22 protein-coding genes, 1 tRNA gene and 3 pseudogenes are annotated in these 23,630 nt (G+C 40.0%); 9 read left to right on the top strand and 17 right to left on the bottom strand.

The window, feature by feature from the left end; translation table 11 throughout:
* Window positions 1-339: 339 nt before the first annotated feature.
* The 4 genes and pseudogenes from SYN7502_RS14845 to SYN7502_RS14835 form a co-directional block, all read right to left on the bottom strand.
* Complete coding sequence (locus SYN7502_RS14845; protein ID WP_015169585.1) at window positions 340-2,901, bottom strand: M1 family metallopeptidase; 2,562 nt, start codon at window positions 2,899-2,901, stop codon at window positions 340-342.
* A gap of 168 nt (window positions 2,902-3,069) precedes the next feature.
* Window positions 3,070-3,253, bottom strand: a pseudogene (locus SYN7502_RS19885) (IS1 family transposase); the annotation flags it as partial.
* A complete protein-coding gene (locus SYN7502_RS14840; protein ID WP_371257757.1) occupies window positions 3,249-3,833 on the bottom strand; it encodes a transposase in 585 nt (194 codons plus the stop codon). The gene SYN7502_RS14840 and the pseudogene SYN7502_RS19885, both read right to left, overlap by 5 nt.
* Complete coding sequence (locus SYN7502_RS14835; protein WP_015168729.1) at window positions 3,787-4,098, bottom strand: transposase; 312 nt, start codon at window positions 4,096-4,098, stop codon at window positions 3,787-3,789. Before SYN7502_RS14835 ends, SYN7502_RS14840 begins: the two co-directional genes overlap by 47 nt.
* A gap of 62 nt (window positions 4,099-4,160) precedes the next feature.
* On the opposite strand from SYN7502_RS14835, the gene SYN7502_RS14830 reads away from it, so the two are divergent.
* The 4 genes from SYN7502_RS14830 (at window position 4,161) to SYN7502_RS14815 (ending at window position 8,049) form a co-directional block, all read left to right on the top strand.
* Window positions 4,161-5,621 (top strand): RNA-directed DNA polymerase, encoded by a 1,461-nt coding sequence (locus SYN7502_RS14830; protein ID WP_015169584.1) that lies wholly within the window; start codon window positions 4,161-4,163, stop codon window positions 5,619-5,621.
* Window positions 5,622-5,738: 117 nt separating this feature from the next.
* Window positions 5,739-6,938, top strand: coding sequence for an oxygen-dependent tRNA uridine(34) hydroxylase TrhO (gene trhO, locus SYN7502_RS18475; RefSeq protein ID WP_015169583.1), 1,200 nt, complete (start codon window positions 5,739-5,741; stop codon window positions 6,936-6,938).
* 2 nt (window positions 6,939-6,940) lie between these two features.
* Window positions 6,941-7,663 carry a PD-(D/E)XK nuclease family protein gene (locus tag SYN7502_RS14820; protein ID WP_015169582.1) on the top strand — a complete coding sequence of 241 codons (723 nt, stop codon included), beginning with the start codon at window positions 6,941-6,943 and terminating at the stop codon, window positions 7,661-7,663.
* A gap of 29 nt (window positions 7,664-7,692) precedes the next feature.
* Window positions 7,693-8,049, top strand: a complete 357-nt coding sequence (locus SYN7502_RS14815) for an ankyrin repeat domain-containing protein (protein WP_015169581.1) — start codon at window positions 7,693-7,695, stop codon at window positions 8,047-8,049.
* A gap of 38 nt (window positions 8,050-8,087) precedes the next feature.
* Here SYN7502_RS14815 and SYN7502_RS14810 read toward each other — a convergent pair whose 3' ends face one another.
* From SYN7502_RS14810 to SYN7502_RS14790, 5 genes are all read right to left on the bottom strand, one after another.
* The gene (locus tag SYN7502_RS14810) at window positions 8,088-8,627 is read right to left on the bottom strand and encodes an NYN domain-containing protein (RefSeq protein WP_015169580.1); all 540 of its coding nucleotides are present in this window, start codon (window positions 8,625-8,627) and stop codon (window positions 8,088-8,090) included.
* Window positions 8,628-8,637: 10 nt separating this feature from the next.
* Entirely contained in the window at window positions 8,638-9,963 is a 1,326-nt protein-coding gene (gene clpX / locus SYN7502_RS14805) for an ATP-dependent protease ATP-binding subunit ClpX (RefSeq protein ID WP_015169579.1), read from the bottom strand.
* Between the two features lie 13 nt (window positions 9,964-9,976).
* Window positions 9,977-10,621 carry an ATP-dependent Clp endopeptidase proteolytic subunit ClpP gene (clpP, locus tag SYN7502_RS14800; RefSeq protein WP_015169578.1) on the bottom strand — a complete coding sequence of 215 codons (645 nt, stop codon included), beginning with the start codon at window positions 10,619-10,621 and terminating at the stop codon, window positions 9,977-9,979.
* Between the two features lie 73 nt (window positions 10,622-10,694).
* Window positions 10,695-12,125: a trigger factor gene (gene tig / locus SYN7502_RS14795; protein WP_015169577.1), complete on the bottom strand. Its 1,431-nt coding sequence runs from the start codon at window positions 12,123-12,125 to the stop codon at window positions 10,695-10,697.
* Window positions 12,126-12,216: 91 nt separating this feature from the next.
* Window positions 12,217-13,113, bottom strand: a complete 897-nt coding sequence (locus SYN7502_RS14790) for a branched-chain amino acid ABC transporter permease (RefSeq protein ID WP_015169576.1) — start codon at window positions 13,111-13,113, stop codon at window positions 12,217-12,219.
* 209 nt (window positions 13,114-13,322) lie between these two features.
* Between SYN7502_RS14790 and SYN7502_RS14785 the strand changes: the two genes are divergently transcribed.
* On the top strand, window positions 13,323-14,126 hold the full coding sequence (locus tag SYN7502_RS14785) for a DUF928 domain-containing protein (RefSeq protein ID WP_015169575.1): 804 nt from the start codon (window positions 13,323-13,325) through the stop codon (window positions 14,124-14,126).
* Between the two features lie 92 nt (window positions 14,127-14,218).
* Here the strand turns inward: SYN7502_RS14785 and SYN7502_RS14780 are convergent, their stop codons facing one another.
* The 7 genes from SYN7502_RS14780 to ispF form a co-directional block, all read right to left on the bottom strand.
* Window positions 14,219-14,752: a Uma2 family endonuclease gene (locus SYN7502_RS14780; RefSeq protein WP_015169574.1), complete on the bottom strand. Its 534-nt coding sequence runs from the start codon at window positions 14,750-14,752 to the stop codon at window positions 14,219-14,221.
* A gap of 52 nt (window positions 14,753-14,804) precedes the next feature.
* A complete protein-coding gene (gene dprA, locus SYN7502_RS14775; protein WP_015169573.1) occupies window positions 14,805-15,974 on the bottom strand; it encodes a DNA-processing protein DprA in 1,170 nt (389 codons plus the stop codon).
* 3 nt (window positions 15,975-15,977) lie between these two features.
* Window positions 15,978-16,589, bottom strand: coding sequence for an adenylate kinase family protein (locus SYN7502_RS14770; protein ID WP_246828929.1), 612 nt, complete (start codon window positions 16,587-16,589; stop codon window positions 15,978-15,980).
* A complete protein-coding gene (locus SYN7502_RS14765; protein ID WP_015169571.1) occupies window positions 16,556-17,005 on the bottom strand; it encodes an NAD(P)H-quinone oxidoreductase subunit N in 450 nt (149 codons plus the stop codon). Before SYN7502_RS14765 ends, SYN7502_RS14770 begins: the two co-directional genes overlap by 34 nt.
* A gap of 61 nt (window positions 17,006-17,066) precedes the next feature.
* Window positions 17,067-18,071 (bottom strand): c-type cytochrome biogenesis protein CcsB, encoded by a 1,005-nt coding sequence (gene ccsB, locus SYN7502_RS14760; RefSeq protein WP_015169570.1) that lies wholly within the window; start codon window positions 18,069-18,071, stop codon window positions 17,067-17,069.
* 175 nt (window positions 18,072-18,246) lie between these two features.
* On the bottom strand, window positions 18,247-19,536 hold the full coding sequence (locus tag SYN7502_RS14755; RefSeq protein WP_015169569.1) for a glucose-1-phosphate adenylyltransferase: 1,290 nt from the start codon (window positions 19,534-19,536) through the stop codon (window positions 18,247-18,249).
* A gap of 113 nt (window positions 19,537-19,649) precedes the next feature.
* Entirely contained in the window at window positions 19,650-20,135 is a 486-nt protein-coding gene (gene ispF / locus SYN7502_RS14750; protein ID WP_015169568.1) for a 2-C-methyl-D-erythritol 2,4-cyclodiphosphate synthase, read from the bottom strand.
* Between the two features lie 223 nt (window positions 20,136-20,358).
* On the opposite strand from ispF, the gene SYN7502_RS14745 reads away from it, so the two are divergent.
* Window positions 20,359-20,430 (top strand) — tRNA-Thr (locus SYN7502_RS14745).
* Window positions 20,431-20,681: 251 nt separating this feature from the next.
* On the opposite strand, the pseudogene SYN7502_RS19445 reads toward SYN7502_RS14745, so the two are convergent.
* A pseudogene (locus SYN7502_RS19445) lies at window positions 20,682-21,500 on the bottom strand (IS1 family transposase).
* 257 nt (window positions 21,501-21,757) lie between these two features.
* Here SYN7502_RS19445 and SYN7502_RS14735 point away from each other — a divergent pair.
* From SYN7502_RS14735 to SYN7502_RS14730, 3 genes and pseudogenes are all read left to right on the top strand, one after another.
* Window positions 21,758-22,486: pseudogene (locus tag SYN7502_RS14735) on the top strand (AMP-binding protein); the annotation flags it as partial.
* 93 nt (window positions 22,487-22,579) lie between these two features.
* Window positions 22,580-22,765, top strand: a complete 186-nt coding sequence (locus SYN7502_RS21195; protein WP_256377879.1) for a phosphopantetheine-binding protein — start codon at window positions 22,580-22,582, stop codon at window positions 22,763-22,765.
* An 89-nt stretch (window positions 22,766-22,854) separates the two neighbouring features.
* Complete coding sequence (locus SYN7502_RS14730; protein WP_015169567.1) at window positions 22,855-23,619, top strand: ABC transporter ATP-binding protein; 765 nt, start codon at window positions 22,855-22,857, stop codon at window positions 23,617-23,619.
* Window positions 23,620-23,630: the final 11 nt, after the last annotated feature.

Genomic DNA, 23,630 nt, shown 5'->3' with positions numbered 1-23,630 from the left:
ATAAGTCTCTTGCTTCAAAAAGAATTTTCGAGCATCGTTGTAAGAGTAATCTAAAATACTTTTCATCGTAACTTTATTTTAAATTTCCTCTCTGAATTTTATCTATTTGTTACCGATTACGGGCGGGAATCTCTTGCCAATGATAAAACTTCCACTTTAGGTTACTTAAGATTAACCAAGTTGTGATGGACATCAGAATTATTCCTGTATCCATATTAGAGTCATAATGAATAACCTCCTTAGATTGGCAATAGCGACATTATAATTCCATAATAGTGGACAGTTCAATATATCTCTTTTTCCCACTTACCATGCCCTCTTGATCACTACCTTATCTCATTATGAAAATAAATTAGATTTAGCCTCGATCGCCTCCAATCTACTTTTTAACTCCTGATTATTTTTCTTTAATTCTTCTAATTCTTCCCTCAGCTGCTTAATACTGGCATCAGAACCGATCGCTGCTTGAACTTTCGTAACTGCTTCATCTGCCATCCGTTTTACCCGACCATCGGGGGTTTGGTTGGATAATGCTTGGAGAATTCTAATGGCACCAGAGCTATCAATTTGTCCGAGGGCAATGACCACGGAGACTTGGGTGAGGAAGAAAGATTCTCGTGCAATTACTTCTAAACGATTTAAAATCTGTTCAGTTTTGGGCTTAGTTTGGGATTTGCCTATGGTTCCTAAAGCTCGAATTGCAGCTAATCGTAAGGGCTGAGGTGTGGTTGGAGCGGTGTATAGCAGAATAGTTTCCAATGCCTGATCAGAGTCTTTGATTTTTGCCAAACCCGCGATCGCTCCACTTCTAATTACTTCATTCCATCCTGCTTTTTCAGTGAGGGTAGTTTGTAAAAGTTGAATTACCCCATCGGGGGGACGTTGATTACTCAAAGCCTGTGCTAAATCTCCAATGCAGCTGGCAGCCGTTGCCTCGACATTATAACTAGGATCACCATGCTTAAGAATTGGCTTAATTAAATCTAAACTGGCTTGGGTTTTGGTCTTTGCTAAACCAGCAATTACGGTTTTTCTCACCCTTGCATCTTCGTCACCTAAACCCTGTGCTAAGGCGGTAAATGCCTGATCCAGCTTAATACTAGCCAATACTTCCGCCACTTCGAGTCGTACTCCCCAGAAGGGTTCGGATAATAGAGCTTTTTCTAGTGCTTTAACTGCTTCTAAACTACCTTTTTTAGCGATCGCTTCGGCATATTGAATTTTAGCGAGGGGATCGGGATTAAATTCTAAACCTGCTTTTAATTCTGCTAAACTATATTCTAAAGTAACCTGCTTCAGATAATTATTTTCATGATCGAAGCTAATATAACTAGGTTTTTGAGATAAAGGGAAATATAGTGCCTGCTCCTTCTCAAAAATCCTGATTGTGAAGGTTTTAAGTTCTGCTTCTCCCTCAAATCCGAAGGCGATCGGAATCCGTAAATCAAATAATTGATCTTGGGTTTGGGACACTGTGACCTTCGCTAAGTTATTCTCACTATCCCAGCTATAGCCGATTTTATACTCAGGATGTCCACCCCTAAATACATACTGATCGAATAGAGGCATAAGATTCTTGCCCGATGCCTGCTCGATCGCTCGCAATAAGTCAATGGTCTCTACGGTTTTATGGGCATTTTGTTGAACAAAGGCATGAATTGATTGCCAGAATAATTCTTCTCCCAACTCGGTTCGCAACATGTGATAAACACATCCACCTTTTTCGTAGAGATGGCGATCATATAGCTCAATCGCCTCACGGTAAACATGGGTGACAATGGGACGGCGGTATCTTTCCGCATCTTCGGCAAAATAATTCCGAGCTTCCCCAAGGCGATAATAGGCAGCTTCGATCGCTCCATATTCATGTTCAGTCCATAGCACTTCAGCGTAGGTGGCAGCCCCTTCCTTGATCCAAGCGTGAGACCAATGTTTAATCACTACCAAATCCCCAAACCACTGGTGTGCTAACTCATGAGCTACAAGGCTTTCCGTAGTGCGATTATCTAATGCTGCCCGTTCATCTAAAACACAGCGATCAGTAAGTAAAGTTGTGGAAGTATTTTCCATCCCGCCAAAGATAAAGTCCGCCACACAAACCTGAGCATACTTAGGATAGGCATATCTATAGCCATATTTTTCACTAAAGAATTCAATCATGCGGGGAGTTTTACCCATACTCAGCCGAGCTTCTTGTTCAGTGCGAGATTTATCCACATAGTAATTCACTTCTATATCTTGCCATTGATCTTTAACTTCGAGAAAGTCACCCACGGCGAGGGTCATCAGGTAGGTGGGATGAATCTCCTGTTGATACCAGTGATAGATTTTATGATCACTATCAGATATGACGTTCAGAAGCTTCCCATTGGAAATTGCTGTTAATTCCGCAGGCACTTTAACGATAATTTCCGAAGTCGCTAACTGCCCCGGATAATCGAAGCAAGGGAACCAAAATCTAGAGTCCTCATCTTCCCCCTGTGTCCAGACTTGCGTGGGCTTTTGGGGATAAAATTCCGTGGGTTGGATAAAGTAAATCCCCCGTTGCGGCTGAATTACCCCGTAGGCGATCGCAATTTTAAAACGTTCTTCTTTTATGGTTGGTTCAGCTAAATATACTTTGAGAAATTCACCATCGTACTCAAATCTTTGGGCTATTTCTTGAATTGTTACCGCCGTAATTTGCAAGTTAACTGCATCGAAAATTAATTCATGAATGTCATTGCGGACTGGCTTAATCGTAATTTCGCAGGTTCCCTCTACGGATTGCTTGGGAATATCTAGGCTTAAATTCAGGCAAATATGTTCTACCTGTCCAGGGCGATCGGGGTTGTAGTGGGGTTTAGCACCTGGCATTTCAAAGGATTTATGCTTGCTTTTTTCTACATCCCAAATCGACATACACTGCACCTAATATTTGTAATTTAATTTTTAACTTAACCTAAAGTCCTCACTATCATAGCTTGTCTTGATCGAAGACCCACCAAAAAGCTCAAGTACCAAGCTTGCATATCTATTCCCTAGGTCTAGGTGGTGATCTGGAAGTAGTGAAAAGTGACAAATCATTGCAAGACGTGCATTATAGTCATGAATAAAGTACCAAATAGCCCCAACCTAACTTCCTAGAGAAAGACACAGTTTGTCGCGCCAAACGAGAAATGCGTTGACGAAAAGTATTACTTAATCTTTCAATAGGATTAGTTTGACCACTCTTCTTACCCACAGCACGATGACGTATAGAGCCTGTTTCATATCTCATGAGTAGCAATTCTTTTTAGCATCAAACGAATAAAGCAAAGATTGAGTTTAGCTGTAGCATTAACGAGAGTTCTCTCAAAGTTCTTAACTAAGATTTTGCATCTTTCAACCCAAGCATTTGACCTTTCAATTACCCACCTTGTCGGCACAACTACAAACCCAGACAGACCTTTTTCTGCCTTCTGTTGCTTTGATACCTTAGGAGAAATTTCAAACCTAATCTTAGTCATAATCTCAGGATATATCTTCTCTAGTTCTTGGATCAGTTTCTCGATATGATAACCACTATCCAGCAATATCGTAGTTAGCGTAATGTCATCTGGTTTCGATTTGAAGTAATCAATGTTAATCGTTAACATCTCAATCAGTCCTTGGTCATCTGATACATTTGCTCTTGTTAAATAGGTAAAGAAAGGAAATCCCAGAGTGTCAACGGCTAAATGTCTTTTGATCCCGTTAGTTGCTTTGTAGGAGCAGAAGCCCTTGGATTCTATACTTGCATTACAGGTATTTTTCACTGCTTGTGAGTCAATGATGATTAAAGTTGTCCATTTTGATTTTTTTTGACTGTTCACGGGCTGTTGCATGTAAAGCTTCCATAATCGCAGTAAATGTACCTGTATCTTTCCACTCCTTGTAGTATCGATACACTGTAGAGAATGGTGGTAAGTCTCGGGGCATATCTCGCCAATTACAACCGTTTTTGAGTTGGTAGAGTATGCCGTCTAAAATTTGTCTTTTTGTCCAAGTTGGCGGTCTAGTTTGCTTTTTCTTTGGGAGCAATGGTTCTATAATTTCCCATTCTTTATCTGTTAGGCTACTTGAGTATGGATTTAGCATTTTCTAAGTATCATACATCTTGCTCATAATAGATATGAAACAGGCTCTATATTAACTTTGAATTGCCAAAGTACTTCAGCTTTAAGGAACTTCTTGAGGAAATTGCCAAAGAAGTTAATGGGAAGAAACTATCTGACTATTATGGGAGTACTATAGACTCAGCAGGAAAACAAAAACTATCACGACCCTGTTACTATGAAAATGTTAACCATAGATTTCTAAATAATAAAGATGGCAAGTTTGCTTGGAGACCTTTTCAAATAATTCATCCAGCTATCTATGTATCTCTTGTAAATGAAATTACATCCGAAAATAATTGGAGAGAGATTGTTGCTGCTTTTAAGCGTTTTAGCTTTAATAATCAGATTAAATGCTTATCTATTCCAATTGAAAGCGAAAATTTACTATCAGATAAGGCTGAAAATATAAGCAATTGGTGGCATTCAGTTGAGCAAAATTCGATTGAGCTATCGCTTAAGTATGAGTATATTATGCATACGGATATTTCTGATTGTTATGGATCAATATACACTCATTCAATAGTATGGGCATTACATACAAAGAAAATTGCTAAAGAACAAAGAAGAGATCGTTCTCTAATTGGAAATATAATTGACTCACATATACAAGATATGTCATTTGCTCAAACAAATGGAATTCCTCAAGGTAGTGGGTTGATGGACTTAATAGCTGAAATTGTTTTGGGCTTTGCCGATCTTGAATTATCAGAAAAGTTGGAAAGCTATCCACACTTAATAGATTATCAAATCTTAAGATATAGAGATGATTACAGAGTTTTTACAAATAATCCACAAGAATCTGACTTAATTGTAAAGTCCTTAACTGAGATACTTGGTAATTTGGGGTTAAAACTTAATTCACAAAAAACATTATCTTCCAATACAGTTGTTACTCACTCTATTAAGCCAGACAAATTATATTGGATAACAAATCAGATAAAGATGGAAAAATTACAAGATTCTTTATTATTTATACATGATTTATCCTGTAAATATCCTAACTCTGGAAGTCTATGTAGGGCATTAGATAGCTTCTTTGACAAAATTAGTAAAGTCAATAAAGAAAGAGATGATATTATAGTTATGATAAGTATTCTTGTTGATATTATGCTCAAAAATCCAAGAACTTATCCTATTGGGGCAGGAATACTAAGTAAGTTGATTTCTCTGATTAAGCCAATAGATAAGCAGGTTGAGATTCTTAAAACTATAATTTATAGATTTCAAAAGTTACCTAATATAGGTTATCTTGAAATTTGGATTCAGAGAATTGCTTTAAAAATCGATAAGGAAATAACTTTTGGCGAGTTATTATGTAAGAAACTAAATAATAAAAATTCAAATATTTCCTTATGGAATTCAGATTGGATAGCAAATAATAAATTAAAAAAAATTATTAATGATCAACTAATTGTGAACGAGAAGACTGTTGAAAATATGAGTAAAGTAGTTAAAGGGAATGAAGTAAAGCTTTTTTATTCAAAAAATAATTATTATTTCTAATATGTTTCAATTCTTTTCCATTAATTTTGCTTCGTTGATTTTAACTTTATCAATAAATTTGAATCATTACTTGAGCAAAGTTTTATTATAGATAAGCAATGCCCATATGTGGTTCTTATGGAAATTCGATTATTTCAGCCCCAAGATAGCGAGCAGATCGCCCATATATTTCACGATACGATCCATGAAATTAATATTCGTGACTACTCACTGGAACAAGTTCAGGCTTGGGCTCCTGACAATCTAAATATCGAAGAATGGGTAAAATCTTGTGCTGCAAAATTTACCTATGTTGCCGAAGAGTCTGATACAGTCCTCGCTTTTGGCGAACTCGAAGCTAATGGACATATTGATTGCTTCTTTTGTCACAAGGACTATCAACGGCGAGGAGTAGGTACTAGACTTTACCAAACTATTGAAACCAAAGCGATCGAGTTAGGACTAAATCGGCTGTATGTGGAGGCGAGTATTACGGCGAGAGCTTTCTTTAAAAGTCGAGGCTTTAGGGTTGTCAAGGAACAGCAAGTAAGTGTGCGTGGACAAAAGCTTACTAACTTTGTGATGGAAAAGTTTTTAAATGCTCCCGAACACATTGTTGTAGCTAGTTTTTATCACTTCACCGATCTAGAAAACGATCTAATAAATTATCGAGAACTGCGACCCTTATTAAAATCCTTGGGCGATCGCTATCAACTGAAAGGCACAATCTTACTGGCACCCGAAGGGATAAATTCTACAATTGCTGGGAGTCGAGAAGGTATTGATGCTTTACTTGGTTATTTGCGATCGCTCCCCAATTTAGAGAATCTCGAACATAAAGAATCCTCCTCTCAGGTCATGCCTTTTAATAAACTGCGGGTGCGACTGAAAAAGGAACTGGTCAAGTTTGGCGTATCGGGTATCGATCCCAGTCAAAAAGTTGGCACCTATGTGGAACCCAAAGATTGGAATAAGTTAATTACTAATCCAGATATTTTAGTAATTGATACCAGAAATATTTATGAAGTGGAGTTCGGCACTTTTGCTGGCGCAGTAAACCCCAATTTAGATTTTTTTAGTGAATTTCCTAGCTACGTCCAAGAAAATTTACCCGACCCTAACCAAAAAATAGCCATGTTTTGTACTGGGGGAATCCGTTGTGAGAAGGCAAGTGCCTATATGCTCGCCCAAGGGTTTTCTGAGGTGTATCATCTCAAGGGTGGAATTTTAAAATATTTAGAAGAAGTGCCAGAAGATAAAAGTCTGTGGCAAGGACAATGTTTTATTTTTGACGATCGCATTACCCTCGACCCCAATTCGCTAAATCCTAATTCTTAGCCATGAATATATCCCAATCTAGCCTGAGCCTGTGGCAATCATGTCCCCGCAAGTTTCAGCATCAACTTTTAGATGGATTACATTTACCTTCTAATCCCAATCATCAAATGGAATTAGGTAGTAGGTTTCATTTACTTATGCAGCAACGGGAACTAGGCTTAGATATTACCGATTTAGCAGCTAGCGATCTCGAACTGCATACATGGCTTCGGAACTTTGAGCATAATCCCCCATTGATAATTTCAGGCGATCGCTATCCCGAACATTTGCGTACCCATAAACCATCCTTTTCCGAGAGCTATATCCTCACTGCAATTTACGATTTACTGATTTTAGGAAATCATCAGGCTCAGATTTTAGATTGGAAAGCCCATCAGAAACCTATTGCCCCAGATATATTGCGATCGCACTGGCAAACTCGCCTTTACCTATATATTTTAGCTGCCACTACTAATTACCTGCCTGAGCAATTATCCTTTTCCTACTGGTTTGCGAATACAGGAACTACGGTAGCGATCGCTTACACCCGTCAAGATTACCAAGAAACCGAACAGGAACTAAGCCAAATTTTAGATGAGATGGTAGCCGCAGAAAAGTCCTCTGAATATGCCCAATTACCTAAAGATAGCCTCGCTTGTACCAAGTGTGAATTTAAGTATCGATGCGAGCGATCGTCAAGGATTAATTTAGGGGCAATTTCTACTTTTCCTGAAGTTGCAATTTAACTCAATCAAAACAGTTACTAGAGGTAAATATGTTTAAAATGAGTCTAAGAATGAGGCTGGCAATTAAGGATCACATTATTGGCGAGATATATCAATACCTCCAAGAAGGGGAAGATATTAATGCTGTTGATGACAAAATTGATTACACATTAATTTTATGGGCGGCAAGACATGGGTATATTGAACTTGTTGATTATCTTATAAAGCACAAAGCAAATATTGAAGTTACGAGTATGGAGGGGGGTACGGCTTTATTGAACGCAATTATAGGCTATCACTATGAAGAGTTTAAATTACTATTAGAATCTGGAGCTAATCCCAATCACAAAAGCTTCAAGGTAGGTTATGGGGTAAAGCCAACTCCTACATTAGAAGAAGCGGCATAATTTAGAGAAAAGTATAAGAAGAATTATAAGAGAGACCTTTAAGTTAAATCCTGTCGTAATTTGTTTAAGCGTTCTCGCGTTTGGTCATCAAGGGTACTACTAAGTAAACGTTTTACCGATTGAGTTTGGGGCTTCTGGCGGTGCCGTACCGATTTAAATGTTAATTCAACTTCCTGCTCTAATGCTAGTGCTGACATCCATTCTGCTCCAAAGCCTGTAGTAGTTAGGTGTTGGGCGCGATCAGAGGTGACAACAATTACCCGTTTAAGATGGCGAAGGGGATGACGATGTACCTCAGCACAGCATTTCTCAATATAAGAATCAGCCGTTTGCCTATGATTGGTAAAATGTAGCTTCAAATTTTTAGTAACTTTCTCCGTCACCGCAGGCGTGGGGACATTATAGGCATCAAATACGAGAGTGGACTGATAGCCATGATAAGAACTATAACCAGCCATAATTTCTGTGAGTTCTGTTCGTGCCGCATCAAAATCACCTAAGTCTCTCCACCTTTTTAGACTTGCCCATGCTCCAATAATGTTATAGGCATCCACTAACATAACTGGAGGGTGAGCCATAGGATTTACTCTAGGCAGATTCCGATTTGATATTGGAAGAGATAAAAATAATCTCAGCCGTAGATAGTTTCTCCACCATCTCACGGGTAACTACACAGCGTTTAACATCATTACGAGAAGGTAGCTCATACATCACATCTAGCATTAGCTGCTCGACAATACCCCGTAACGCCCTTGCTCCAGTTTTTCTTCTATATGCTTCTTGGGCAATCGCTCTGATGGCATCCGGTTGGAACTCTAGCTGCACATTGTCCATTTTTAACAACTTTTGGTATTGCTTAACTAAAGCACTACGAGGCTCAGTTAAAATCTCTGCCAGCGCATCTTCGTCTAGGGGATTAACCACAGCCGTTACGGGAATTCTGCCAATAAACTCTGGAATCATCCCAAACTTAACCAAGTCTTCAGGCTGAGTCTGTCGCAAAATATCAGCCGTGCGTTTTTCCTTGGGGATAATCTCTCCCTGCTGGATAAAACCCATGGATTTTTTGCCAATACGCTGCTCGATCGCCTTATCCAAGCCTACAAAGGCACCACCACATATAAATAAAATATTTTTGGTGTCAATCTGAATACAATCCTGGTAGGGATGCTTACGACCGCCTTGGGGTGGCACATTAGCGATCGTCCCTTCTAGCATTTTTAATAGTGCCTGCTGTACACCCTCTCCCGAGACATCACGGGTAATGGAGGTATTTTCACTTTTACGAGAAATCTTATCAATTTCATCAATATAAATAATCCCTCGTTGTGCCTCCTCTACGTCCAAATCAGCTACTTGCAGCAGGCGTAACAGAATATTTTCAACATCCTCACCCACATAGCCCGCCTCAGTCAGAGTAGTGGCATCAGCAACGGCAAAGGGGACTTCCAACATTTCTGCCAAGGTTTGAGCTAGTAAAGTCTTACCACAGCCCGTTGGACCAATTAGGAGAATATTGGACTTTTGCAGTTCCACGGTATCATCAGGATTTTTACCATGTCCATCGGGTTCTAAAAAACTGAGACGCTTGTAATGGTTATAGACAGCAACAGAAAGAACTTTTTTCGCCTCATCCTGCCCAATGACATTTTCATCTAAATATTTTTTGATTTCCCGTGGTTTAGGAATTTGATTGAGACTAATACTTGCGGTTTTTTTGCGCTTTTCGGGAGCAGCGTCCTTGCGGTTCTGCAGTGCAGGAGCATTAAATAACTCTTCATCCAAAATTTCATTGCACAGATCAACACATTCATCACAAATGTAAACGCCCGGTCCAGCAATTAGTTTACGAACTTGCTCTTGGGACTTACCACAAAATGAACATTTGAGGTGCGAATCATATTTACTTGGCATAGTTTGATCTCACTCAATGGGGTTGCTTCGTCAAAACTTGGTCAATTAAACCATAGTTTTTCGCTTCTGCAGGAGACATAAAGAAATCTCTTTCAGTATCTTGCTCAATTTTATCAAGGGGTTGCCCTGTATGTTCGGCTAACAGTTTATTTAATGTACGCTTATGATACAGAATTTCCTTTGCCTGAATTTCAATATCTACGGCTTGCCCCCTTGCGCCTCCTAGGGGTTGATGAATCATAATCCGAGAATTGGGCAGAGATAACCTTTTACCCTTAGCACCAGCACTCAATAAAAACGCTCCCATACTAGCAGCTAAGCCCATACATATGGTCGAAACATCAGGGCGGACATGCTGCATGGTGTCATAGATTGCCATCCCCGATGTAACTGAACCACCGGGAGAGTTTATATAGACATAAATGTCCTTTTGGGGGTCTTCAGCCTCTAAAAATAGGAGCTGCGACATCATGACACTGGCAACACTGTCATTTACTTCTGTACCCAAAAAAATAATGCGTTCCCGCAAGAGGCGTGAAAAGATGTCAAAGGCGCGCTCACCTTTCCCCGACTGCTCCACAACCATTGGTACTATTTCGCTATTTTGAATATTCCCATAGGAATGATATTGGCTATTTATTAGGTTATTTGCAATCATTGTTACTTACATTTATTCACGCTTCTTGGTATCTACAACACATTATGCCCTAATTTGAAAGGACATAGTTATCTTAGGCTTGATCTGGTGCAAGCACCTCGACTTCAACAGTTTGGCTTTCAACTTCTATATCTACATTTGTATCGACCTCAGCATCTGCTTCAGGCTCGGGCAGTTGTAAGGAACCAGCAGGGACAATTTCAATCGTGGAGTTTGCTTTTAACCATTCCACTACCTTAGTAGTAAGGATTTCATCTTCGGTTACTTGCTTGAGTAGTTCAAAATCAATGGATTTATCATTAACTTCTTGACTAAGCTTAGTGGCACCATCTATAACATCAGCCCTAGGCACAGTAATATTTTCTAGGCGGGCAATTTCGGCGATCGCCAAGCTTTTTTTAATGCGGATGATTGCTTCGGGTTGGTTACTGCTGATTAAATTCTGGACAAATTCCTTCGTCACCAGTTGCTTAGCTAATTTTTCACCTTCGGGGGTTTGAGTTAGCCATTCCAGTTGTTGTTGGACTATGCGCTCGGACTCACGGTTAATCATGGTGCTGGGCAACTCTACCTCTGCCATATTCTCGACTACAGCATTAATTAAAGCCTTGTTGATATTAGCCTCAGCTTCAGCCTTAGCCTCATCAATAGCTCTTTGTTCTAAATATGCTCGTAGTTCTGCGATCGTTTCTTTGGCACTAATGGACTTAGCAAATTCATCATCTAGTTCGGGCAGTTCTCGGGCTTTAATGTCGGTGACAGTGGCAATAAAAGTTGCAGGTTGCTCTGGCTGTCCGGGATTAAAGTAGCCTTCGGGTAGATTGATCACAATTTCTTTGGTTTCACCAAGGTTTACCCCGATTAGGTTTTCAGCCACTCCGTCTATGAACTCGTCTGTTTCTGTTTCAATACTAAGTACAAAGCCATTTTCTGTGGCATTTTCGATTTCGTTACCTGCAGCATCTAAAACCTTAAAGTCAATGGTTACAAGATCATCAATGGCGATCGCCCGATCTTCGACGGGAACTACCGTAGATTTTCTAATTTGATATTCGTGGAGGGTCTTATCAGCTTGGGTTAAGTCGGGATCAACTTGTTCGGCTTTAACACTTAGGTCTTTGTATTGCTTAAGCTCGACTTCGGGATGCACATCAATAGAGGCTTTAAATTGGAGAGGTGCGCCAATTACAAAGGTACTAAATAGGTCTTCAAAGGAAGTACCAAGATCAAAGCTACCGATCGCCTGAATATCTGAATGTTCTTTGATTACTTCATTTAAGGCATTTTGTAGTACTTCTTCTAGGATATTTGCCTTAAGTTTATCCTTACCAATTTGACGTAGGACTAATTCACGGGGGGCTTTGCCTTTGCGAAACCCAGGAACGTTAACAGACTGACTTAATTGCTTAACGGAGCGATCGTATACGGCTTGGGACTTCTCTCCCTCAATTTCAATGTCAAAACTAACTTGACTGGCAGGGAGTTTCTCTACGGTGACTTTCATTTTATATTTCTTCTATCTCGGATAAACCTAAATACTAATTTGGATACAACTGGCTGTTGAGTATTTTATCTTAGCGTATTGGCATACTAGCTTATCGAGTTAATGTCAATTCATCTTTATTACCTAAAATTCCCTGAGGTCTCCAGACCATAAGCAAAATTAAAGTTAAGCCAATGAGCATGAGTTGAATTGCCTCGAATTTACCCCCATCTAAACGAATGGCATCGGGTAAAAAGCGGAAAATCACATTATAAATTTGAAATATTACTGAGCCAATTAGTACGCCCAAATTACTACCTGCGCCGCCAATGGTTACGATTGTCCATGCTCGAAACGTGATTTCCTGCTGAAAGGATTCGGGATAAATAGTAGTTAGTTGCCATGCGTAAAACGCTCCAGAAATGCCAGCGATCGCGCCACCAATCACAAATGCCTGTACCTTATACCAAAACACATTTTTACCTAAAGCCTTTGCTACCTCTTCATCTTCACGAATTGCTTTCAATACTCGACCCCAAGGTGATCGCACTAACCACTCTAGTCGCCAATAAATTACACCAATTACCATGATCAAAAGCAGAGCCAATACAGGTTTTTGGTAGTCAATGACTAGAGTCTTTGACCAAGGAATCGGATAGCTTTGAATCCCCCTTGTACCTCGGGTTAACCACTCTTCATTTTTAGAAATCAAGCGGATAATTTCTGAGATGCCAATGGTGACGATCGCTAGGTAATCATCCCGCAGGCGTAGGGTAATGGCAGCAATAATTAAACCTAGTAATGCCGATAATCCAGAGGCGATCGCTACTGCTAAGAGCAAAGGCACTCCATTTAAGGTTAAAAGTACCGTACTATAGGCACCCACAGTCATAAATGCCACATGTCCAAAGTTAACCAACCCTGCAAAGCCCCATTGTAAATTTAGCCCTAGGCTAAACAGAGCTAATATTCCCGCAAAAATCACTAATGAAGTAATGTAAGCAAACATTCTAAAATTTTCCTCAAATCGAGCGATCGCCACTGAGAGGATAGTGTATCAAGTTTATCTACCTTTCGCCTTGCTGTGATTAAATACAGTTAATCTTTGTGACTCAGAACAATTATTGACCTTATACTTTGCTGACATAATCAAAAAATCAATTGGCACATAGCATTTAAAGAGTTAAGAGCTTCTTCAGTATCAGAATTATTAAAGTTATGAATATGATTTGGATCAAAGTTGGGTTAGGAGTTCTTAGTATTGTTAGTATTTCTGGAATTGGCATAGGTGTGATTATTAGTGGGGCGATCGCTAATCCGTGGACATCCCAAGTGCAGATTATTGCCCAGAAACTTAATCAAGCTATGTATGGGCTAGGTTTACCCAAAACGGCTGGAACTGGAGGTAGTGTCAGGCTTAAAGATGATCCCGCAGGCTTTGAAAGTTCGGGAGGGAAATTTTTGCCAATTTTAGCTCTCATGGTTCCCGAAGATGGAGCTAGAACTGCCTCCGATCGTCCTACGGTCTATTGGAATATGATTTTACCTGAGTCCCAAGACTATAAACTCACCTTCTTTTTACAGGAAACCGCCGCAGCCGATTCTAAGATCATTCTCGAACAGGAAATCACTATAACTAAAGGTGGACTGTTTAAATTCCAAGTTCCCCAGTCTCTTAGTGGCAATAGTAATCACCGTTGGGGCGTTAAGTGTAAATGGCTTTCTGGACAAGAAGTCACAGCTAACGGCATCCTCGCTTATACAGTCCTACCTCCTCAAATTAAAATTGCCCTAGATGCTGCTAAAAACAACCTAGAACGTGCCAGAATCTATGCCAGCAATGGCTACTGGTATGATGCTTTAGATGCTTATACTAGCTGGATTACTGCTAATCCCCAAGATACTGTGGCGATTCAAGAACGAGGGAATGTGATTAATGAAGCATTTAAAGATCGTAAGGGCTTAGATTCTAAAACTTTCATTGCCCAAGTTAATGCCTCACCAATTCAGGAATTTAAGTAACCTCAATTAATTTGTAATAAAGCTTTGGATTACACCAGTTTAGCCAGCAAATTATCGTTAAGCGATTGACTAAAAAGAAGAAAGCTTCCTAATCAAAATGATAACTTTTGGAATAAATCTGACAATGGCATAGTAAAACCAGAAATAACCTCTTCTCCATCTAAGACATCCGCATGAAGCTTAAGATTAATCACCCAAACTAAACGAGAGCCATTATCAAAGTATTCCATAATTTTTTGATCGATTTCAGCAATAGTGCTACTGGAAGAAAGAACTTTGATCGCTAAATCAGGTGCACCATCCAAAAAGCCTTCGGGTAATTCCGTAAGTCCTTGCAGTTGAGTTTTAGAGACAAAGGAAATGTCGGGCGATCGCCTGTTGCCATTTTTCATAGTAAAGGCTGTGCTGGAATCCAAAATAATTCCCAGACCTCTGGGTAAAATGTAATTCATTAAAGCCATTACTAAAATGCTGCAAGTATAACCATGTAAAGCTCCTGAGTTACCCATATCAATTAATTCTCCATTCACAAGCTCATAGCAGTTACCTTCTGGTAAAGCCATTAATTCAGCATCTGTCCAAACTTTCTGAGCGTTTGGTTGAGGTGAAAGAGTAATTAAGGACATATCTAGTTAACTTAATTTCGATTGCAACTATTATAAGCTCATCAAAATCAACCTACAGTAATCGTGAATATCTCATCCCTGCAGATTGGGCGATCGCTCCGTTCATTTCCAGTTGTAATAAAGCCAAGGACACCTCACTCGAAGTTAAACCCGATTCTAGGACTAGGCGATCTAAACTTTTTAATTCATCAAAGCTTAAAACCTGCATAATTTTTTGTTGAAAAGGGTCTAGGGTAGATAAATCTAATTCTGGGGTGGCGATCGCTGTTTTTTTAGAACTTCCTTTTTTAGTTAACTTCTGAGCATTGGATTCGGAATGTAGATTTAAATCTATACCTATATCGAGTTGTGGCATTGCCCCCAGACTTTCTAGTAATTCATCTATACCTAAAATAACCTGTGCGCCTCGGTTAATTAACTGTAGGCAGCCATGAGCTTGCTCTATATCTAAGGAGCCGGGTAGAGCATAGACATCTCGCCCATATTCGTTGGCTTGGTGAGCAGTAATCAAAGCCCCTGATCGGCTGGGAGCTTCAATCACAATACTTGCTCTGCATAAACCTGCAATAATGCGATTACGTTGGGGAAAATGGGATTTTTCGGGACCTGTGCCTTGCGGATATTCGCTAATCACTAAGCCTGATCGCTGAACCTCTTGATATAGCTGAAGATGCTTAGGGGGATAAATTCGATCTACACCCGTACCAACCACTGCTAATGTAGTTCCCCCCACTTCTAAACAACTGTGATGAGATTCAGCATCAATGCCCTCCGCTAAACCAGACACCACGACAAAACCACTCTCTGCTAAAGCCCTCGCAATTTTTTTTGCCCACTTGCGTCCATAGCTACTAGGATTTCTAGTGCCAATGATAGCGATCGCTGACTCTTCTGCCCAAGTCTGTATATTTCCCTGATAATACAAAACTGGGGGCGGATCGGGTATTTCCCATAGTAGTTGGGGATATTTCGAGTCGGCAGGAGTCCAGAAATGAGGATTTTTAACTGTATGCAGATCAATAAGTTCACGGGGATCAATTTTAGATCGAGATGAAATTATACCCTCTATAGTTTGAGAGCCTAAGCCTTCAACTTCTGCTAATTCCTGCCCCGATGCTTGCCATGCTGTTGCTAGGGAACCAAATCTTTGATAAATTCGCTTTAAAAGCACAGAGCCAATTCTGGGAATAGTTGACCATGCCAGCCAGTATGCCCTTTCCATCGCTTAGCTTAAATGCTGCTGAATTAATTGGCTAACTGTATCTATATCTCCTGAAGCATCAATGGTAAGAAGCTTTTTCTTATAGTCGTAATACTCTAAAAGCGGCGTAGTACGGGTATGAAATAATTCAATTTGGCGACTGATCACTTCAGGACTTAAATCTTGATCCTGATCCTTAACCAATCTTTCTGTAAGTACTGATACAGGAGCATCTAAATAAAAGACTAAATCTATAGGTTGATCTAGTTCTGCTAGAAAGAAATCTAGCTCCTCCGCTTGAAAGGCAGTACGAGGATAGCCTTCTAAAATCCATGCTGGTGGATAATTGGTCTGGGAAAATAGTGATTTAATCAGGTTTATCATTGTATCGTCAGGTGCATATTCCCCCAACTCCACATACTGCCGCACAGATTCTCCTAGATCAGAACTTGAGGCGATCGCCTGTTTTAAAAGTTGCCCTGTAGATATATGATCAGAATCTAACAGGTTTTTTAATATTTGAGCCTGCGTAGTACGCCCAGAGCCAGATGCGCCCAGTATAATCAGCCTTGCCATATTTTCCTGCTTTATATTTCTAGTTTCTAAGCAGCGATCGCTTGGACTAAAGGTGACCAAATTACCTCTCTGGCACTACCCAACTCAATTACAACCTTAACATTTTTGAACTTGGCAGGAATCTGGCTAATTACTTCAAGTTCTTGGCGAGTTAAAAACTTACCTTCCCCCAACCACACCACTAAACCTTTAGAATTAGGGGGTAAACTGGCAAGGCGATACTGAATTTTAGGGGGCAAGAAATAAGTAACTATAGCTTTTTTTCCCAAATGGGATGGTCTCACCCCATGTACTCCCGTTAAGAAGCTAGATACATCCCCCAGACCCCTTGCGGTAATTGATAGGATGTCATAGCCTGCGTTGCGAACCCGTCTTTGATACCGACCTTCATACCCACCTTCTGGTGGCACATACATAGCTAAGGCACCTGCGGCTTCAAGGTCATTGACAATTTTATTTCCAGCGATTAATGCCATAAATTTAATAAGGTTAGTGTGAAGCTTTCTAAAAATATTCTAAAAATATACTGTAAACCATCTATAAAAACCAGCCATAACTATGTAATCCCTTGCCCATCAAGTTAACCCCCAAATAGCAAGTCCAAATTACCAATAAACCACCACTTGCCAACATAGCTGGTCTTTTACCCTGCCAACCTTTGGTAATCCGCATATGTAAATAGGCAGCAAATACTAACCAAGTAATTAACGACCATGTTTCCTTAGGATCCCAACTCCAATAGGAACCCCAAGCCTCATTTGCCCAGACTCCACCCGCAATAATACCAATGGTTAATAGCGGAAATCCTAAACCAATCATGCGATAACTAAGATTATCCAAGGTTTCGCTAAGGGTCAGTCGCTCGATCGCTAAGACACCCGTAGGTAAAGTTAAAGTAGTCACTGCCCCATTGTTTTGATTTTTTGAGGATTCTATATTTAGCTCAGAATTAAAACTACTAATACCTTGGGTCTGCTGGCGTAAATTACTACCGTTACCAAGGGAATTACCCTTAAGCATAATCTTTTGATCGCGGCTAATAACCAAAAAGGCGATCGCCAATAAACTACCCACCATCAACGCCGAATAGCTTAAAAGCATTACCGAAACGTGCATCATCAGCCAATTAGATTTCAAAGCTGGGACTAAAGGCTCCGCTCCCTGCATATTTTCAGGTAAACTCAAAGCGGCAAAGGCGGTAATTCCCATAGCAATGGTTGCGGTAAATACACCAATCAAAGTTTTAGTATGCAGATTTTTACTCCCCATACTTTCTGCGATCAGGTGCATTGCCGTGATTCCCCATGCTAAAAAGAACAGAGACTCGTATAAGTTACTCAAAGGGAAATAGCCAGCGTCTAGCCATCGGGCTGCTAACAAGACAAAAATACTTAAATTAGCGATCGCCATTCCCGCAGTTCCACTTTGAGCCAAATAAGGAATTTGAGGAAAAGCCGCACTAACCCAATACAGCAGCATAGTGACAAACAAAATGGCAAATGTTGCATTATCTAAAAGGCTTTGCAGTGCCACAAGTTTCATAAATCTCGACTCTCCCTAAAATATCTCTATATACTAATTGGAATTAAGTTATACCTAAGTCTAATCTTTATAGTAGTTCCTATGGACGTATTCAAAACATCAAGACAGCTTTATAAATGGAGAAGAAGATTTCCCCATGCCCTAATATGTTTAATTATGTTCAATTTAATAACAGCTAAATTACTGTGTTATCTGGAATTACTGCTCCCTTTAGGATTACGACAATGCCACCACAGATCGTGTAACCTAAGTTTTCGTGGTTAGCGTTATCAACCCCATCTTTATTGATAATTTTGACATTCTTACCAATACGAGCGTTTTTATCCACAATTGCCCGCCGAATAATTGTATTTTCACCAATACCAATGGGAACATTACCATCTCGAATATCCGCTTCGTACTCTGAGGGAGTTTGATAAAAGTCAGAACCCATAACCAGAGTGTCTTCAATTACTGAACCAGCACCAATATTAATCCGTATTCCTAGTACTGAATGCCTAACAGTGCATCGCTCCAAAATGCAACCATCACTGATAATTGAGTCGGTAATCTGAGAATCTATTACTTTACTGGGTGGTAAGTATCGAGGACGGGTATAGATGGGAGCATCAGCTTTGTAGAGGCTGAAAGGTGGCTTAGGATGACGGGTTAGGTCAAGATTAGCATTGTAAAAAGACTCAATTGTCCCTATATCTTCCCAATAGTCTGAGAATAAAAACGCCTGCACGTTATAACGCCCGATCGCCTGGGGAATAATTTCTTTACCAAAGTCAGTATTATCTTTGTTTTCGCTCAGTAAAGCGATCAGTGCTTCTTTTTTGAATACATAAATTCCCATGGAAGCAATGTAAGGATTAGCCCGTGCGGAGTCGGGATCAAGTCCTAGGGTAGTAGTGTCAACTTGCATTTGCTCTAGCAGTTCCCCCTTGGGTTTTTCACGAAAATCTATAACTTTGCCCGAATCATCAATTTTGAGAATGCCAAAGGCGGAGGCTTTCTTTTGATCCACGGGTAACACCGATAGGGTAATGTCTGCCCCAGTGCTACGGTGCCGTTCCACAAACTCTCGGTAGTCCATGCGATACAGTTGATCACCCGATAATATTAGGTACTCAGTTACATCGGCAACCTCTAGTAGCCATAAATATTGACGCACGGCATCAGCAGTACCTTGGAACCATTCAGGGTTATCAGGAGTTTGTTGAGCCGCTAAAATATCGACAAACCCATCGGAAAATGAAGAGGTGCGATAGGTTTGGTTAATATGTCTATTCAGAGACGTAGAGTTAAATTGCGTCAGAACGTAAATTTTTTCGATATCAGAGTTAATACAGTTACTAACGGGGATGTCGATTAGTCGGTACTTTCCAGCCAAAGGCACAGCAGGTTTGGCACGTCGCTTTGTCAATGGGTAGAGTCTGGAACCTTGACCCCCGCCTAAAATAATCGCTAGAACTTTTTTCATAGGTTTTTATTAAGAGTTTTATACCAATGGGAAATACCACTGCAAGAAATTGGTATCTAAAGATCAATTGTCTGTCGATTGGGGATGATTGGCAAGTTACGGAATTTAACCTTCTATTCCTTAATTCTCGTCAGCAAAACTACGGCATGGGCGGCAATACTTTCTCCTTGTCCCATAGAGTCTAAACCTTCATTGGTTGTGGCTTTTACACTGACTTGGCTAGTTTCTAGTTCTAATGCCTGTGCTAGGCGATCGCACATAGATTTAATATGAGGTTTTAACTTTGGTGCTTCGGCGATAACTACAGAATCAAGATTACTAATCTGCCAACCTTTAGCTTTGATTAATTCATTTACAGCCTGCAATAACTTAATACTATCTGCCCCTGTCCACTTGGGATCGGTCGGGGGAAAATAATGCCCAATATCTCCCAATGCCAAGGCACCCAACATCGCATCCATAATTGTATGAGTTAACACATCTGCATCACTGTGTCCAAGTAAGCCTTTTTCGTAAGCAATATGGATACCACCTAAAATTAAAGGGCGGTCTTTAACCAAACGATGAATATCATAGCCATTACCAATGCGAATATTCATTACTTAATGAACCAAAAATATTAAAATACATTTGAATTAATTTGGGTTCAGTATGACATATTTTTTGACGGCATTAAAGTAACGTGGTGATGAGGGTTGAGGTGGAAATTACCCAAAGTTGCTGATCAGTTATGCGCATTGCTGCGGTAAAGGTTAGAAGGTAATTAGCTGCCTTAAATTAATATTGAAAACGATCTATAAATTTGGTAGTATTTAATTCCTTGCTGGTGTAGCTCAGTGGTAGAGCAACGGTTTTGTAAACCGTCGGTCGCAAGTTCAAATCTCGTCACCAGCTTTCAGTCATATCAAGAGTTTCAGCCCTTTACCCCTTATCTAGCAAGCGTTTTAACGGTTTGCTCTATGTAGCGATGCGTTGGATTTTGGATCCAAAAATATTGATTTTTAGATTGTGTTGATTTTTGGATCCAAAAATCAATATTGAGATTTCGGCATTTTAATCACTCAATCCATCAATAAAACCAGACTGCTGCCCCTTTAAGGTGACGTATATAACATTACCCGCAGACAAATCTTTAAGGTAGTGCGTCAAAGTAAAGTAGAGTAGGTGCAAATATTATCCCAAGTCCACTTTCTATTGGTTAAATTAGCTCTCTGGGCAGCAGTTGTCTTTTTTCGAGAGTGAATCCATATCCAATTAAAAAATGTGACTAATAATCTGACTGCTATTTCAGTCCACTCCCATAACTTGCTGAATTTATGCTGTCGTCGATGAAATCTACCTGTCTGTTGCCTTAAAATACCATTCGTCCTCTCTATTCTTTGAGTGCGATCTTTGCCGATATAGTGTTCTACATATTCTGCCAACACTCTCTCATATCCTCCCCACCCATCAGTATTCCAATGCTGGCAATCGGTCTTTCCTAACTATCTCCTCAATTAATTCATCCGTATGTTTTCCTACTCTTGCCGCTAAAATCAATCCACTATCATTACCTATGCTTACCCCAATCCAACAGTCTCCTGACTCAAGTTCTGTTGGTAAGCAGTTTTTCTGTTTTTTCCTACGAATGACCACATTTCATCACTACTGATTTCTTCTGTCTCTACTGCTTTAACTTCTTGGTTATGAACCATTTGGGCTTTCTGTGAGGCTTGTCTAATTATGCTAACCACTGTGTTATATGCTAATCCACTCAATCTTGCTATACCTCGTAAGCTTACTCCTTCACTTTGGCTTTGCAGGACTAAATGAATCTTTTCTGCATCTATATGCCGATGATAGTAAATCGTATCCAAGGTCTCCACAAATGTCTTCTTACATTTAGGACATTCATACCTGACGTTGCCTTTGCTGGTTGTACCATGTCCATAAACTTTATGATGTCCACACAATAGGCATTCCATGTCTTTATCTACTATCTCTTTTCTCTATACTACCTCATCTTGATGCACTACCAAAAAATCTTTGTCTTTCTGCTCGTAACATTAGCTTGGCTTTGAATCTTGTAGAGAGCGATCGCTGCTTAAATATCATGCCCTTGTTCCATATTCATGGACTGATTGGATGCCTGTTATCTACTTTAAGTGCTGGGGGGATTAGTGTTGTTTGTTCGCCAGGATTGGAGACTTCGCAATTTTGGTCATAGTTAGCTGAATTTCAACCAACTTGGTATAGTGCCTTCCCTACCATGCACCAAGTGCTTCTGAGCAGTATCGATACCAATCAACAAATTCTGCCATCATCTTCTCTTCGCTTGATTCGCTCTTCTTCAGCTTCCCTTGCCCTCCAAGTAATGACTGCGCTAGAAGCAGCATTTAACGCTCCAGTTATTGAAGCCTATGGCATGACCGAAACTGCACATCAAATCACCAGTAATCCTCTACCGTCCCAAATTCGCAAACCCAGTTCAGTAGGCTTGGCAGTCGGAACAACTATTGCCATTATGGATGAAGCAGGAAATTTACTCACTTCAGGCGAAATCGGAGAAGTTGTCATTCAAGGGGCAAGTATTACTCAAGGCTATGAATCCAATCCTGAAGCCAATGCCAAGGCTTTTACACATGGCTGGTTTAGAACTGGCGATCAAGGTTATATAGATAAAGATGGCTACCTATTTCTCAAAGGTCGTCTTAAGGAAATCATTAGTCGAGGTGCGGAGAAAATTTCTCCTCTGGAAATCGATCAAGTTTTAATGGAGATTTCTGACATAATTCAAGCTGTAACTTTCGCTGTTCCCGACTTCACATTGGGTGAGGACATAGCTGCTGCGGTTGATCTGAGGAAGGGTTCTCAGCTTACTTCAACAGCTAGTCGTCAGTTCCTGTTTGAGCGTTTAGCTGATTTTAAAATTCCCAGTCAGGTATTAATTATTGATAGTATTCCTCAAGGAGCGATAGGTAAACTTCAACGCATTGGGTTAGCACACAAACTAGAGGCATATCTAAAGCATGATTTTACTGCTCCTATTAATGACTTAGAAAAGGTGATCGCCCTCATTTTTTCTGAAGTTCTAGGAATAGAAACGGTCAGTGCAAACGATAATTTTTTTGCCCTTGGTGCTGATTCCTTAGGCGTTACGAGGGTTGTAGTTCGTATCAGTGTATACTTAAACATTCAGTTATCAAATACACTACTTTTTCGGAAGCCCACAGTAGTAGAATTAGCCTAGATTAAAGGAAATCGCTGAAGTAGAAATGATTGTGGCGTTCGAGCATCTTTCTGAGGAAGAAATTCAGGAACTATTAGACGAAGTATAAAATGCTAAAACTTGAAGTTAACAATATTTCCGTTGAATATTTAATTAAGCGCAAACAACAGCGTTTTTTGGCAATCTCTAATCTTAGCTTTAAAGTAGACAGAGGGGAGTTTATTGCAGTTGTTGGATCTAGTGGTTGCGGAAAGACCACTCTTTTAAATGCGATCGCTGGTCTAATCCCATTAACTTCAGGATATATTGTAGTAGATGGAAAAGAAATCATCGGGACAGGTAGCGATCGCGCTATGGTATTTCAAAGTCCATCTCTCCTACCTTGGCGATCAGTTATGGGAAATGTGATGTATGGGTTGGAATTACAAAAATACAACCATAAGTGGGCTAGCGATCACTCTCAATATTTTATTGACTTAGTGGGATTGAAGGGCTTGGAGGATCGATTTCCCCACGAGCTATCTGGCGGTATGCAGCAAAGAGTAAATTTAGCTCGGGCTTTAGCCGTGGAACCCAGCCTTTTACTGCTAGATGAACCTTTTTCCGCCTTAGATGCCCAAACTCGTGAATCTATGCAAGAAGAACTGCAACAAATTTGGCATAAAACTGATAGTACAATTATTTATATCACACATCAGATCGATGAAGCTATCTATTTAGCAGATCGGGTAATCGTAATGAGTACTCAACCAGGACAAATCAAGTCTATTATTTCTATCAACCTACCTCGAATGCGATCGCCAGAAATCAAACATCAATCAGTATTTAATCAACTTGAGCATCATATTTGGACTTTACTAAAGTCTGAACATTAACCCCTAATTTA

It is taken from the genome of Synechococcus sp. PCC 7502 (assembly GCF_000317085.1).
Lineage (GTDB): Bacteria > Cyanobacteriota > Cyanobacteriia > Pseudanabaenales > Pseudanabaenaceae > PCC-7502.
Note: the sequence above shows the minus strand (reverse complement) of the source record. Positions and strands in the feature narration are given on the sequence as shown.